The following is a 12,771-nucleotide window of genomic DNA, read 5'->3' on the forward strand; positions in this document are numbered from 1 at the left end:
GGGTCGCGGTTGTCGTTCCAGGCGTCGAACAGTCGCCCGCCGGGCCGCTGTTGCACTTCGCTGGTCCGGCAGTCGAAGAGGGCCGACGGGACCATCACAACCGGCGAACTCCATCACGGTGGGCGGTACCACCGGTGGTGGCGGCACTGGAAGCGGTGGATGTACCGCGACGCTCTCCGCCGGTCAGCGGTGGAGCGACCGGTACGACCTCAACGTCTGGGGCTCCGGCTCCACAAAAACGCCTTCGAGGACGGGGCGTTGTACCGCGTCGTCTTTTGAAGTGCTCTCCCCCCTTCGCAAGCTCAGGAGGGAGATTCCCGCTTACTTTGCAGCAGCGGGCTTGACGCCACGAGTGCGCCTGACGACTGCTCTCCCAGCAGCCGGGACAACCACGGTGTGGCCGATCCGGTACGAGTGCAAGATGTTCCGGGCCGCGTTGTGGTCGGCGTTGCCCGACCATCCGCAGTCCGGGTTCTTGCATACGAACGTGGCCTGGTCCTCCCGGCTTCCGGGCGTGATGAAGCCGCACGCGGAACACCTGCGGGAGGTGTTCGCAGCGGGAACCTTGACCAGGGTGCCGCCGTATCGGCCGGCCTTGTACGTCAGCAGTGTCACGGTGCGGCCCCATGCTTCTTGGCTGATGGAGCGGTTCAGACCGGACTTCTGAGCGACGTTCTTCCCCGGCTCGTCGATGGTTCCCCTGGCGGACTTGACCATGTTCGTGATGTTGAGCTGTTCCACCACGACCGTGCCATACGTACGGGCGAGGTTCGTGGTGGTCTTGTGCTGCCAGTCAGCGGCTCGGCGCGTGGCTGTTGCGCGGAGCTGCTTGATCTGGTCGTAGGTGTTCCGCAGCCGGTTCGAGCTGCGCTCTTTCGGCTTGCGGAAGCTCTTGCGGTGCGCGGCCCGCTGCTCCAGGCGAAGCAGCTTGGCCTTCTCATCCGGGTTCAGCCACTTGTCCCGGTCGGCTGTGCCGTCCGGCAGGCGGGGCGGACGGCCGTGGTCCTGGTGGTTGCCGTCCGACAGGGCGAGGGGCAGGTTCACCCCGGCGTCGATGCCGACCTCAAGGCCGGTGTGTGGCTCGGGGGCCAGTTCGAGGGTCTGGATACGGAAGGCGATATGCCAGCCGAGCGCGTCCTTGACGAGCCTGGCCCCGGTGATCCGGTTGTCCTTGTTCGCGGCCTTGCCGACCGGGAGATCCTTGGTCCAACGGAAGCGGACGCGGCCGATCTTGGGGATGTTGACCACGCCCCACCGGCGGTGCACCCGATTGATCTGCAAGTCCCGTCCCTGCGGGATGTCCACGGACATCACGGTGCGGATGCGGGCCTTGAAGCTGGGTTCCTCGGCCCGTTGGTCCCAGCAGTTTTTCCACGCCTGGAAATAGGTCTTGAGGACCGCTTGCGCGGCCTGCGCGGGCAGGACGCCGAGCCATTCGATCTCTTTGCGGGCCTGGCGTATCGCCTGGTCCAGGCGGGACGGGACCGCTGGCACTTCGGCGTCATCGTCCACAGATCGTGTACCAGGTTCCACGTCGTGCGAGCGGCATGGGCCTGGTCATCCATGAGCCGAACCTGCGCAGGGCTCAGCGCCAGTCGGGCACGGTGCCCGAACTGCCGCTTCTCCCGCATGAGTTCGCTACTCCTGATCGATAACTTAGCATAGGTTTATGTCACCGCGATGGAATCCAAATCCCGATGTCAGGCGTGGTCGTCACGTCGTCTACAACCTTCATGTCCACTTGGTTTTTGTCACTAAGTACCGGCGCAACGCCATGACCGACGAGATACTGACGCGCTGCGAAGAGATCATGCGGGAGGTCTGCACGGACTTCGAAGCCGAGCTGAAGCAGTTCAACGGCGAGCAGGACCATGTGCACCTGCTCGTGCACTACCCGCCCAAGGTCCAGCTCTCCAAGCTGGTCAACAGCCTCAAGGGCGTCTCCGCCCGGCTCCTGCGCAAGGAGTACGACGCACACATCCGCCGCTACCTGTGGGGTGGACACTTCTGGTCCGGCTCCTACTTCGCCGGAAGCTGCGGCGGAGCACCGCTGACCGTCGTCCGCCAGTACATCGAGAACCAGAGGCGACCCACCTGACCGTCACCCCGGAGACGCAGAGAACTCCGGCGCTTCGCGCCTCCGGGCCAAGGATGCGCTTCACCTCCGCCCCAAAGGACGGAGCACTGCGCAAGATCAGAGGTAGATGTCGTACGTACCGCCGTCACTGGTGACCGCCAGTTGCCCAAGCGCCCAAGCACTGACCGCCGAACCCAACGGCGGCGGCGACAACTTCGGCGTCACCATCCAGCCCAACGGCAACTGGACCTGGCCGACCGCCTCCTGCGCCACGAGCTGACAACACCGCAGCTGTGGCGCGGCGGCCCATGGCCGCCGCGCCACCCAGCCAAAGCCCAGGACCGGCTCAGTCAGCCGCCCACGTACGCCGCCAGGTGCTCCCCCGTCAGCGTCGCGCGGTCGGCGACCAGCTCGGCCGGCGTGCCCTCGAAGACGATCCGGCCGCCGTCGTGGCCGGCGCCGGGGCCGAGGTCGATGATCCAGTCGGCGTGGGCCATGACCGCCTGGTGGTGTTCGACGACGATGACCGACTTGCCGGAGTCGACGATCCGGTCGAGCAGGCCGAGCAGGTGCTCGACGTCGGCGAGGTGGAGGCCGGTGGTCGGCTCGTCGAGGATGTAGACGCCGCCCTTCTCGCCCATGTGGGTGGCCAGCTTCAGCCGCTGCCGCTCGCCGCCGGACAGCGTGGTGAGCGGCTGGCCGAGGCTGAGGTAGCCGAGCCCGACGTCGGCGAGCCGGTCGAGGATGGCGTGCGCGGCGGGCGTACGCGCCTCGCCGGCACCGAAGAACTCCTCGGCCTCGGCCACCGACATCGCGAGCACCTCGCTGATGTCACGGCCGCCGAAGTGGTACTCGAGGACCGCCGGCTGGAACCGCTTCCCCTCGCAGTCCTCACAGGTGGTGGCGACGCCGGCCATCATCGCCAGGTCGGTGTAGATGACTCCGGCGCCGTTGCAGGTGGGGCAGGCGCCCTCGGAGTTGGCGCTGAACAGTGCGGGCTTGACGCCGTTGGCCTTGGCGAACGCCTTGCGGATCGGGTCGAGCAGTCCGGTGTACGTCGCCGGGTTGCTGCGTCGTGAGCCCTTGATCGGTGCCTGGTCGACCGACACCACACCCGCGCCGGCCGGGATCGACCCGTGCACCAGCGAGCTCTTGCCGGAGCCCGCCACGCCGGTGACCACGCACAGCACCCCGAGCGGGATGTCGACGTCGACGCCCTGCAGGTTGTGCGTCGTCGCGCCGCGGATCTCCAGCGCTCCGGAGGGCTTGCGCACCGTTTCCTTCACGGACACCCGGTCGTCGAAGTGGCGGCCGGTGACGGTACCGCTGGTCCGCAGCCCCTCGACGGTCCCCTCGAAGCAGACGGTGCCGCCCCCCGTACCGGCGCCGGGGCCGAGGTCGACGACGTGGTCGGCGATCACGATCGTCTCCGGCTTGTGTTCCACGACGAGCACCGTGTTGCCCTTGTCCCGCAGTCGCAGCAGCAGGCTGTTCATCCGCTGGATGTCATGGGGGTGCAGGCCGATGGTGGGCTCGTCGAAGACGTAGGTGATGTCGGTGAGCGAGGAGCCGAGGTGGCGGATCATCTTGACGCGCTGCGCCTCGCCGCCCGACAGCGTGCCCGCCGGCCTCTCCAACGAGAGGTAGCCGAGGCCGATCTCCACGAACGAGTCGAGGCTCTGCTGCAGCGCGGTGAGCAGCGGCGCCACCGACGGCTCGTCGACGCCGCGGACCCATTCGGCCAGGTCGCGGATCTCCATCGCGCACGCGTCGGCGATGCTGATCCCCTTGATCTTCGACGAGCGGGCCCCCTCGCTGAGCCGGGTGCCGTCGCACTCGGGGCAGACGGCGAACGTCGTCGCCCGTTCCACGAAAGCGCGGACGTGCGGCTGCAGCGCGTCGATGTCCTTGGACAGCATCGACTTATGGATCTTCGGGATCAGACCCTCGTAGGTCAGGTTGATGCCCTCCACCTTGATCTTGGTCGGCTCCTTGTGGAGGAGGTCGTGCAGCTCCCTCTTGGTGTACTTGCGGATCGGCTTGTCCGGGTCGAAGAAGCCGCAGCCGGCGAAGATACGGCCGTACCAGCCGTCCATGCTGTAGCCGGGGATCGTGAGCGCGCCCTCGTTGAGCGACTTGGAGTCGTCGTAGAGCTGGGTGAGGTCGATGTCGGAGAGCGTGCCCCGGCCTTCGCAGCGCGGACACATCCCGCCGGTGCGCTGGAACGTCGCCTTCACCGCCTTCTTCGCACCGCGCTCGACCGTGATGGCGCCGCTCGCCCGGACCGAGGCGGTGTTGAAGGAGTACGCGCTGGGCGGGCCGATGTGCGGCTCACCGAGCCGGCTGAAGAGGATGCGCAGCATCGCGTTGGCGTCGGTGGCGGTGCCGACGGTGGAGCGGGGGTCGCCCCCCATCCGCTGCTGGTCGACGCTGATCACGGTCGTCAGCCCGTCGAGTACGTCGACCTCGGGCCGCGCCAGCGTCGGCATGAAGCCCTGTACGAAGGCGCTGTAGGTCTCGTTGATCAGCCGCTGCGACTCGGCGGCGATCGTGTTGAACACCAGCGAGCTCTTGCCCGAGCCGGAGACTCCGGTGAACACCGTCAGCCGGCGCTTCGGGATCTCGATGCTGACGTCCTTGAGGTTGTTCTCGCGCGCGCCGTGCACGCGGATCAGGTCGTGGCTGTCGGCGGCGTGCGGCGCAGGCGACCGCGTGTCCGTCCTCGTGGCCATGCTCATCGTGTCTCCATCTGTCGGGCGGGGGCGGCGCGGCGCCAGAACCCCGGCAGCCACGCCGCTTCGGCCCGTGGCGTGCGGGTCATGGCTTCGGTCGCCGGACGGCTCAGGACAGCTCCTGGATGCGGATCAGGTTGCCCGCGGGATCGCGGAAGGCGCAGTCGCGGATGCCGTACGGCTGCTTGGTGGGTTCCTGGACGACCTCGGCGCTGTCGGCCGCCTGCACGCGCTCGAAGGTGCCGTCGAGGTCGGTGGTGGCCAGCAGGATCCAGCCGTAGGTGCCCTTGGCCATCATCTCCGCGATGGTGCGGCGCTCGTCGTCGGTGATGCCGGGGTCGGCGGCCGGCGGTGCCAGGAGGATGGAGGTGTCGGGCTGGCCGACGGGGCCGACCGTGATCCAGCGCATCGTGCCCTGTCCGACGTCGCTGCGGACCTCGAAGCCAAGGGTGTCGCGGTAGAAGGCCAGGGAGGCCTCCGGGTCGTCGTGCGGAAGGGAGCTCGCATGAATGGTGATGTCCATGGCTGTCACGCTAGGCGCGGCTCGCGGTCGGCGCTTCTCGATTCCTGATCGGTCTGGTCACCTGTTTCGCCACGCAGGACGGCATGCCCGCCGTCGCGCGCGCCGCCTCGCGCCGGTAGACGCTGGGCGGCATGCCGACCAGCTCGGTGAAGCGGGTGCTGAAGGTGCCCAGCGAAGCGCAGCCGACCGCGAAGCACACCTCGGTGACGCTGAGGTCGCCACGCCGCAGCAAAGCCATCGCGCGCTCGATGCGCCGCGTCATCAGATAGCCGTACGGCGACTCGCCGTAGGCCCGCCGGAACTCGCGGCTGAGGTGCCCGGCCGACATGTGCGCGCCGCGGGCGAGTGCCTCCACGTCCAGCGGCTGTGCGTACTCCCGGTCGATCCGGTCGCGGACGCGGCGCAGGCGCGCGAGGTCACGCAGGTGCTGCGTTGTGTCGGGTCTGCTGGTCACCCGTGAAATCGTGCCATGGCGCGACGGTGTTGCCCAGCGCCGGTGGCCTCCCTGCGACTCGGTCATCGGCGGGCCTGCAGCCTCCGCAGGTGCCTGCGGACCTTTCGCACCGCCCGCCGGGCGGCGGGCGGCCGGGGCTTCGACGACGGCATGACGCGTCGGCTGCCCGACCAGTCCGGCACGGTGACCACGTACGCCTCGTCGGGGATTCCCGTCCGCCGGTCGCGGAAATGCGGATAGGCGAGGTGCAGACGGCCGGCGCGGCCGTGATGGACCACTTGCGGCACCGTCTTGGCCCTGACGAATTCAAGTATGTCCTTCAATTCATTCAGCCTACCCATGGCCACACAGGTGAGTATCAGTCGCTCCCCGACCTTTATCCGGTCGGCGACACCCTTGTTCCAGTACGCCGCCGTCATCGGAGCGGCCAGTTCCATTTTGTGCAGCTGCTCGCTTTCCGGTTGTTTCAGCAGGCCGGCCCCGAATTGCTGCAGCAGCCCGACCGTGAAGGGCCTGACCATGAGCTGATCGCGCTCGGCACCCGGCGGGACGAGTCTCGCGATCAGGTCCATCAGCGCCTGGAGCGACTCGAAGCGCGGCGCGTAGCCGCCTCTTGCGGTCGCGTGCTTCCCGTCATCACGGCGCACCAGGTAGTAGCAGACGTAATCGGCGACGATGGAAACGCCGTTGCCGCTCAGATAGGCCTCCATGGTGAAGAGGGCGTCCTCGCCGGTGATGAGGCCCTCCTCGAACCTGAGGCCCAGCCGCACGAGCAGTTCCCGCCGGAACAGCTTCTGGGCGCTCAGGGTGAAGATGACGTTGGAGGTGTAGACGTCGGCGCGCTCCTGCGTGCGGCCGAACATCGACCCGGGGACGCCCCGGTTGACCCCCTCCATCTTGCCGAGCACCACATCCGTACCGGCGCGGTCGGCCATCGCGACCATCCGCTCCAGGGCCTCGTCCCCCAGATAGTCGTCGGCGTCCAGAAAGAAGACATAACGGCCGCGGGCCAACCCCAGACCGACGTTGCGCGGCCCGCTGGGGCCACCGGAGTTGGCCTGCCGTAACACTCTGGTCGACACCTTCGACTCGGCGGCGAATTTCTCCAGGTATTCACCGGTGCCGTCGCTCGACCCGTCGTCGACGGCCACGATCTCGATTCGGTCCGCGCCCAGCGTCTGTGTCTCGACCGATTCCAGACAGCGGACGAGATAGGGCATGGCTTCATACGCGCCGACAATGACCGTGACGTCGGGAACAGGTTCGCTATTCATGAACAACAAGACAACCGGTATTGGACGATGGTTGTCCGGAATATCATCATCCAGATATCGTGACCGGTGGGTAATCTTCCGATTGGGCCCCGCCATCACCGGGCTCGGTGATGGCGGGGCTTGTCTTCAGGAGCCCGGTCTCACTGACCCAGTGGCGTCGGTGGCCTCCTGGTGTCGGGGATCGGGGCCGGTGTCGGTGGATGAGCCCTCGTGGCTCGTTCCTTGGTGAGGGCGCTGGTGATGCGGTGGGCGAGGAGGGGGTCCGCCGGCAGGACGTGGGAGGCGAACCAGCGGGCGGGGCCCGGGTCGGGCGACAGGTCCACGAATTCGGCGCCGGCGTAGTCGTCGAGCGGCGGGTCGTAGAGGTAGCCGCAGACGATGCCGTGGTTCACGAGGCGTTCCACCAGGGCGTCGCGGTTGTCGACCAGGAGCGGGGCGCGGAAGAGGGGGTACGGGCCGTCGTGGGCGGCCCGGTCGCGGAGGGCCGGGGAGGCCCAGGCCGTGCCCGACAGGAGGGTGACGCCGGCCCGGCGGTGGGTGAGGTCGGTGTCGAGGCGGGACATGCGCAGGGCCAACTGGCCGCGGACGACGGCCCCGTGACGGGTGCGGAAGTCGTGCAGGTCGACGCGGACCCAGCGTTCGTACGCGGTCAGGCTCGGCGCCCGGAGCCCCGAGGCGGTCAGGCGTGGGGCGTCCAGGGCCATGCGGAAGGCGTCGCGTTCGAGGAGGCCCAGGCGCTGCATCGTCCGCCATACGGGGCGGACCAGGTGGAGGGTGCGGACGGCCGATCGTGCCAAGGGGCGCAGTGTCGCGGCCAGGTCGGCGCTCAGACGGGTCGGTTCGAGCAGGTCGTCGCGCAGGAGCTCCAACTCGCGCCGGGTGCGCGCGTCCTCCACGGCGAGGAAGCCGCCCGCCATCGCCGCCACGTGCTTGGAGAGGCTGAAGGCCGCCGCCTCGCCGAACGTTCCGATCGGCTGTCCGTCCACGTGCGTGCCGATCGCGTGGGCCGCGTCCTCGATCAGAGGGATGCCCAACTCGTCGCAGCGGGCGCGTAGTTCGACTACCTGGTCGGGTATCCCGTACAGGTTCGTGGTCAGGACCGCGTCCACGTTCCGCCACGTGGACTCCGGTACGGCGGCCGGGTCGATGTTGCCGGTCCAGGCCGACACCGGGGCCAGGACCGGGCGCAGTCCGGCCGCCAGGACGACGAAGAGGATCACGTCGTCGTTCACCGGCGACATCAGCACCCGGCCGCCCGGCCGGCACCAGCGCCTGAGCGCCAGGTAAAGGGCCAGCCGCGCCGAGGGCGTGTAGACGCATTCCCGTCCGAGTCGCCGTGTCATCGTCGCGGCGAGCCGCGATCCGTACGGCATCGTCACCTCTTCCGTCGAAGGGTCCGTGAAGGACCAGAAGGAACGCCGAAGAGCCGCCGAAGCGGCAGTGAAGACCAGCCCCTCGCCCGCGCAGGGCGCCAAGCCGACAGGAGCAAGAAGCCGACAGGGGCAGGGAGAAGAGGCTCAGTGGGCGCGCCGAGCCGCCCGGCCCGACGCCGGGCGGGCCGACGTACGCAGTGAGCCGACCGTCTTCAGCAGGCGGTCGGCCGGTTCCCGCAGCGTGGGATGGGCCAGGACCGTGTTGCGCAGGCCGCGTACCGGTCTGCGCCACATCCGGTGGGCCGCCGCGACCGGGTGGGGCCGGGTCACGAACCCTTCGCCCACGCGCAGTTCACGGGTCTTGAGCCAGTCCTTGTACTCCTTGTCGCCGCGCCCCATGTCCATGAACCGCACGCCGTCCCGGCCGGCCGACTCGGCCATCCGCAGGTGCATGATCAGGCCGGGCGAGTAGTAGTGGAAATCGGGGTCGTACGCGGTGAACCAGGCCGCGAACACGGTGCGCGACCTCGGGCCGAAGTGCGCGGCCACCGGCCGGTCCCCGGCGTACACCACGGACAGGATGCCGGTGAAGTGCTCCTCGCGGACGCGGAAGAGGTGCTCCACGAGGTCTACGATCCACGGGCGCGCGAACCGGTCCATCCGGCCCGTCCGGCGGTACTGGGCGGACTTCCACTCCATGAGCCGGCGCAGCATGCGCGGGTCGCGCTCGTCGTAGACGAACCTCATCTCGCCCACGTTGCGGGTCAGCCGGCGTTCCTTCTTCAACGTCGTCTTGGCCAGCCCCGGGTACGCGGCGCGCAGCCATTCCGGGTAGCTGGTGTCGCCGCCGTCCTTGAGGTCGACGACCGGTGAGGCGAACGTGCCCGTCACGTAGTCGCCGAAGGGCTTCTGCTCCTCGACGAGGTGGTCGAACTCGAGGACGGACAGCCCGCAGGCCCGCAGCAGTTCCTGGGCGTCCCAGGTGACGCCGGGTCGGTGCACGAGGGCCTGGCAGTCGGAGAGGCCGAGGCCGATGGCCCGGCCGACACCGAAGGCGCCCCGCTCGTACGGGAGGAAGCCGACCGGCTCCCCCTGTTCGTGCAGGACGGCCACCCGGGCCGCCCCGGCGCGGTGTATGCCGACCCCGGCCGCGAACTCCGGTGCCAGGAACGGGTTCGCGTAGTCGGGCGACTCGTCCATCGCCCCGTGCCAGGCCTCGCGGAGCTCGGTGCTCAGCTCCTCGGGTCTGTGGATCGTGATGTCCGCCTCGACCTTGCTCATGGCTCGCACGGGCGACCGCCCCCCTGTATTCCCCCATGACGCGTCGACCGCGTCCTGCCCCAAGGCTCAAACGTCGCGAAACAGTACGCACACTGTCAAGAGTGTCGGTCGTAGTAGGCCGTAACGGAAGAGGGCGGAAGGGAATGGGCCCGCCTGTCCTGATACCGGGTGGCCGGGGCTTCATCCGGCGGAGCTAGCATCCGTTCATGACGACTGTGGACAGCAATGGTGTTTCCCCCCTCGACGCCGAGATCGATGCCCTTAAGGGCGGCTCCGCGAACCTCGCCCAGTACGCCGGCCGGGCCGTGCTCGTGGTGAACGTGGCTTCCAAGTGCGGCCTGACCCCTCAGTACACCGGCCTGGAGCGGCTGCACGAGCAGTACGCGGAGCGCGGCCTCACCGTGCTCGGCGTGCCCTGCAACCAGTTCCTCGGACAGGAGCCCGGCAGCGCCGAGGAGATCGCCGAGTTCTGCTCGGCGACGTACGGCGTGAGCTTCCCGATGACCGAGAAGGTCGAGGTCAACGGGGAGGGCAGGCACCCGCTGTACGACCGCCTGGTCGGCTTCGCCGACGCCGAGGGGCACAGCGGCGACATCCGCTGGAACTTCGAGAAGTTCCTCATCGGCCGGGACGGCAAGGTCGTCGCCCGCTTCTCGCCGCAGACCGAGCCGGAGTCGGCCGAGGTCGTGGCGGCCGTCGAGGCCCAGCTGGCCGGTTGACCTTGCCCCTGGGGCAGGGCCGAACGTCTTCGTCACCGGGTGGAAGAGCCGCCCGGTGACGGAGGATGACGTGGTGAACGAAGGACTGCTCACCATCGGTGCGTTCGCCGCGCGGGCCCGGCTGTCCGCCAAGGCGCTGCGACTGTACGACCGACTCGGGCTGCTGGCCCCGGCGCACGTCGACGAGGTCAGCGGCTACCGCTACTACCACGCGGGCCAGGTGGAACGCGCCCGGCTCGTGGCGATGCTGCGCCAGGTCGACATGCCGCTGGCGCGGATCGCCGAGGTGGTCGAGGCGGCGGACACCGAGGGCGCCGACCGGCTCGCCGCGTACTGGGCGGACGTCGAGGCGCGGGTGGCCGGGCAGCGGACGCTCGTCGAGTACCTCCGTGGGCGACTGTCCGGGAGGAGCTCCGAGTTGTACGGGAAGTTCGAGGTCGAGACGGTGGACGTGCCGGCGCAGCTGGTCATCACCGAGACCCGGCACACGCTGGCGGACGAACTGCCGGCCTGGATCGGCGCGTCGCTGGGACGCCTCGAGGCGGCGGCCTGGGAGAGCGGGGGTGTGACGGCGGCGCCGTTCGTCGTCTACCACTCCGAGGTGTCGATGGAGAGCGACGGACCGGCCGAGTCGTGCGTGCCGGTCGCCGACGAGGCGGCGGCGCGGGCATGGGTCGCACGGCAGGGGCGGGGGCGGGAGTTCGGGGTGCGGGTGGAACCGGCCCGGCGGCTCGCCTACACGCGGGTCTCCAAGGCACAGGTGGCCCATCCCCAGATCCTGGCCGCGTTCGAAGCGGTGGAGGCGTGGCTGAAGCGGGAGGGCCTGGAGTACGACGGGCCGTGCCGGGAGGTGTACTTCGCGGACTGGGACGCGGCGGGCGCCGAGGACCCGGTGTGCGACGTGGCGTTCCCGGTGCGCTGACATCTACGTCCGGGCACAAGCCGAGCCCCCTCGGCAAGGACGGCGAGCTGGTCGAGAGGGCTCTTTCAGTGCTGCTTGTGCGGTTGTCGGTGGTGCGCTCGGCTGGGGACGAGGATCAGAAAGACCCTCTCCCTACGCCTTGACCGAGGCCACGAACACGTTCCACGCCTCGGTGGGGAAGGCCAGCGTCGGCCCGTCGGTGACCTTGGAGTCGCGGACGTCCAGCGCCGCGACGGTGGGCGACTTGACCTCGACACAGGCGCCGTTGTTGTTGGAGTACGAGGACTTCGTCCACGAGTCCTGGGCGCCCTGAAGAATTGCCATTTTTGCTCCGTAAGCCAGTTGCGCAGTTCGGTTTCCGCCAACCTTTGCTGATCGTTGGCGTGATCGACGCTACTCGCTCACATCCCCTTCTGGAGCAGTCGTTCACTCTTCCGGATGGCATATTCCAGGGGACTCTTCCAGGGGAGCCCGACCGGGGTGTAACATCCGGCCCTTCGCCCTCACGGGTCCGATTCCGGAGCCTTCTCGGGGCTCAGCGGGCGTACTCCTTGGCCACGTCCTCGATGAGCCGGGTCGACTGGTCGACGTTCAGCGCCTGCGCCCTCAAGTGCTCGTACATCACCGTGTATTTCTGCACGTCGTGAGCCTTCTCGAGGTAGAGGTCGCTGGTGACGCCCTCGATGTACACGACGCTCGAGTCGGCCGCGTCGGCGAACTCCAGGATCGAGTACTGGCCGTTGATGCCGGGATGCGCGCCGACCTCGAACGGCAGGACCTGCACGGTGATGTGCGGGCGCTGGGACATCTCCGCGAGGTGCTCCAGCTGCTCGCGCATCACGGGCCGGCTCCCGACGACCCGGCGCAGCGACGCCTCGTCCAGCACGACCCACAGCCGCAGCGGTTCCCCCTCGGCGGCGATACGATCCTGCCGCCGCATCCGGACCTGCACGCGCTTGTCGATCTCGGTGTCCGAGGTCTCGGGCGAGCCGCCCCTGATGATGGCCTCGGCATAGGCACGGGTCTGCAACAGTCCGGTGATGATCTGGGGTTCGTAGACGCGCAGCGACTCGGCATCGGTCTCCAGGCCGATGTACACGCTGTACGGGATGTCCCCGAACGCGTGCCACCAGCCCTGCTGCCGCGAGTCCTTCGCCATCTGCATCAGCGACTCGACGATCCGCTGGTCCTCGACCTCGTACACCCCGCACAGATCGCGGACGTCGCGCTGGCTGATGCTGCGCCGGCCGTTCTCCAGCCGGCTGATCTTCGACTGCGACACCAGCAGTCGCTCGGCGACCTCCTCGGCCGTCATGCCCTTGAGCTCGCGGAGCCGGCGCAGCTCCTGGCCCAGCCGGCGCCGCCTGACGGTGGGATTGACATTGGACGCCACGGGACGTGCACCTCCGGCTGCGT

General features: G+C 68.7%; 12 protein-coding genes and 1 pseudogene. 4 read left to right on the forward strand and 9 right to left on the reverse strand.

Going from position 1 to position 12,771, the window contains the following annotated elements; all coding sequences use genetic code 11:
- Positions 1-321: 321 nt before the first annotated feature.
- Positions 322-1,565 (reverse strand): annotated as a pseudogene (locus tag ACFYO2_RS29755) (RNA-guided endonuclease InsQ/TnpB family protein).
- Positions 1,566-1,669: 104 nt separating this feature from the next.
- Here ACFYO2_RS29755 and tnpA point away from each other — a divergent pair.
- Together tnpA and ACFYO2_RS29765 are read left to right on the forward strand one after the other, a co-directional pair.
- The gene (tnpA, locus tag ACFYO2_RS29760) at positions 1,670-2,098 is read left to right on the forward strand and encodes an IS200/IS605 family transposase (protein WP_388355199.1); all 429 of its coding nucleotides are present in this window, start codon (positions 1,670-1,672) and stop codon (positions 2,096-2,098) included.
- A 106-nt stretch (positions 2,099-2,204) separates the two neighbouring features.
- Complete coding sequence (locus tag ACFYO2_RS29765) at positions 2,205-2,357, forward strand: hypothetical protein (RefSeq protein ID WP_388355201.1); 153 nt, start codon at positions 2,205-2,207, stop codon at positions 2,355-2,357.
- Positions 2,358-2,427: 70 nt separating this feature from the next.
- Here the strand turns inward: ACFYO2_RS29765 and ACFYO2_RS29770 are convergent, their stop codons facing one another.
- From ACFYO2_RS29770 to ACFYO2_RS29795, 6 genes are all read right to left on the reverse strand, one after another.
- Positions 2,428-4,815 carry an ATP-binding cassette domain-containing protein gene (locus tag ACFYO2_RS29770; protein ID WP_388355203.1) on the reverse strand — a complete coding sequence of 796 codons (2,388 nt, stop codon included), beginning with the start codon at positions 4,813-4,815 and terminating at the stop codon, positions 2,428-2,430.
- A gap of 103 nt (positions 4,816-4,918) precedes the next feature.
- Positions 4,919-5,332: a VOC family protein gene (locus ACFYO2_RS29775; RefSeq protein ID WP_388355205.1), complete on the reverse strand. Its 414-nt coding sequence runs from the start codon at positions 5,330-5,332 to the stop codon at positions 4,919-4,921.
- A gap of 10 nt (positions 5,333-5,342) precedes the next feature.
- Complete coding sequence (locus ACFYO2_RS29780) at positions 5,343-5,786, reverse strand: helix-turn-helix transcriptional regulator (protein WP_388355207.1); 444 nt, start codon at positions 5,784-5,786, stop codon at positions 5,343-5,345.
- 62 nt (positions 5,787-5,848) lie between these two features.
- Positions 5,849-7,060, reverse strand: a complete 1,212-nt coding sequence (locus ACFYO2_RS29785; protein ID WP_388355208.1) for a glycosyltransferase family 2 protein — start codon at positions 7,058-7,060, stop codon at positions 5,849-5,851.
- Between the two features lie 140 nt (positions 7,061-7,200).
- Positions 7,201-8,433: a DegT/DnrJ/EryC1/StrS family aminotransferase gene (locus ACFYO2_RS29790; protein ID WP_388355210.1), complete on the reverse strand. Its 1,233-nt coding sequence runs from the start codon at positions 8,431-8,433 to the stop codon at positions 7,201-7,203.
- Between the two features lie 144 nt (positions 8,434-8,577).
- Positions 8,578-9,714 carry a GNAT family N-acetyltransferase gene (locus ACFYO2_RS29795; protein ID WP_388355211.1) on the reverse strand — a complete coding sequence of 379 codons (1,137 nt, stop codon included), beginning with the start codon at positions 9,712-9,714 and terminating at the stop codon, positions 8,578-8,580.
- A gap of 206 nt (positions 9,715-9,920) precedes the next feature.
- Here ACFYO2_RS29795 and ACFYO2_RS29800 point away from each other — a divergent pair, with 206 nt between their 5' ends.
- Positions 9,921-10,433 carry a glutathione peroxidase gene (locus tag ACFYO2_RS29800; protein WP_388355213.1) on the forward strand — a complete coding sequence of 171 codons (513 nt, stop codon included), beginning with the start codon at positions 9,921-9,923 and terminating at the stop codon, positions 10,431-10,433.
- Positions 10,434-10,488: 55 nt separating this feature from the next.
- On the forward strand, positions 10,489-11,355 hold the full coding sequence (locus ACFYO2_RS29805; protein ID WP_388355215.1) for a MerR family transcriptional regulator: 867 nt from the start codon (positions 10,489-10,491) through the stop codon (positions 11,353-11,355).
- A gap of 132 nt (positions 11,356-11,487) precedes the next feature.
- On the opposite strand, the gene ACFYO2_RS29810 is transcribed toward ACFYO2_RS29805, so the two are convergent.
- Together ACFYO2_RS29810 and ACFYO2_RS29815 are read right to left on the reverse strand one after the other, a co-directional pair.
- Positions 11,488-11,679: a DUF397 domain-containing protein gene (locus tag ACFYO2_RS29810; protein ID WP_388355216.1), complete on the reverse strand. Its 192-nt coding sequence runs from the start codon at positions 11,677-11,679 to the stop codon at positions 11,488-11,490.
- Positions 11,680-11,890: 211 nt separating this feature from the next.
- Positions 11,891-12,748, reverse strand: a complete 858-nt coding sequence (locus ACFYO2_RS29815) for a helix-turn-helix transcriptional regulator (RefSeq protein ID WP_053747518.1) — start codon at positions 12,746-12,748, stop codon at positions 11,891-11,893.
- Positions 12,749-12,771: the final 23 nt, after the last annotated feature.

The sequence above is a fragment of the Streptomyces sp. NPDC006602 genome, from assembly GCF_042870385.1.
Classification (GTDB): domain Bacteria; phylum Actinomycetota; class Actinomycetes; order Streptomycetales; family Streptomycetaceae; genus Streptomyces.

Excerpts from the sequence above, each read along its gene's own strand:
- tnpA (WP_388355199.1), top strand. The coding sequence starts at position 1,670 with ATGTCACCGCGATGGAATCCAAATCCCGATGTCAGGCGTGGTCGTCAC.
- ACFYO2_RS29765 (WP_388355201.1), top strand. The coding sequence starts at position 2,205 with ATGTCGTACGTACCGCCGTCACTGGTGACCGCCAGTTGCCCAAGCGCC.
- ACFYO2_RS29770 (WP_388355203.1), bottom strand. The coding sequence starts at position 4,815 with ATGAGCATGGCCACGAGGACGGACACGCGGTCGCCTGCGCCGCACGCC.
- ACFYO2_RS29775 (WP_388355205.1), bottom strand. The coding sequence starts at position 5,332 with ATGGACATCACCATTCATGCGAGCTCCCTTCCGCACGACGACCCGGAG.
- ACFYO2_RS29785 (WP_388355208.1), bottom strand. The coding sequence starts at position 7,060 with ATGAATAGCGAACCTGTTCCCGACGTCACGGTCATTGTCGGCGCGTAT.
- ACFYO2_RS29790 (WP_388355210.1), bottom strand. The coding sequence starts at position 8,433 with ATGCCGTACGGATCGCGGCTCGCCGCGACGATGACACGGCGACTCGGA.
- ACFYO2_RS29795 (WP_388355211.1), bottom strand. The coding sequence starts at position 9,714 with ATGAGCAAGGTCGAGGCGGACATCACGATCCACAGACCCGAGGAGCTG.
- ACFYO2_RS29800 (WP_388355213.1), top strand. The coding sequence starts at position 9,921 with ATGACGACTGTGGACAGCAATGGTGTTTCCCCCCTCGACGCCGAGATC.
- ACFYO2_RS29810 (WP_388355216.1), bottom strand. The coding sequence starts at position 11,679 with ATGGCAATTCTTCAGGGCGCCCAGGACTCGTGGACGAAGTCCTCGTAC.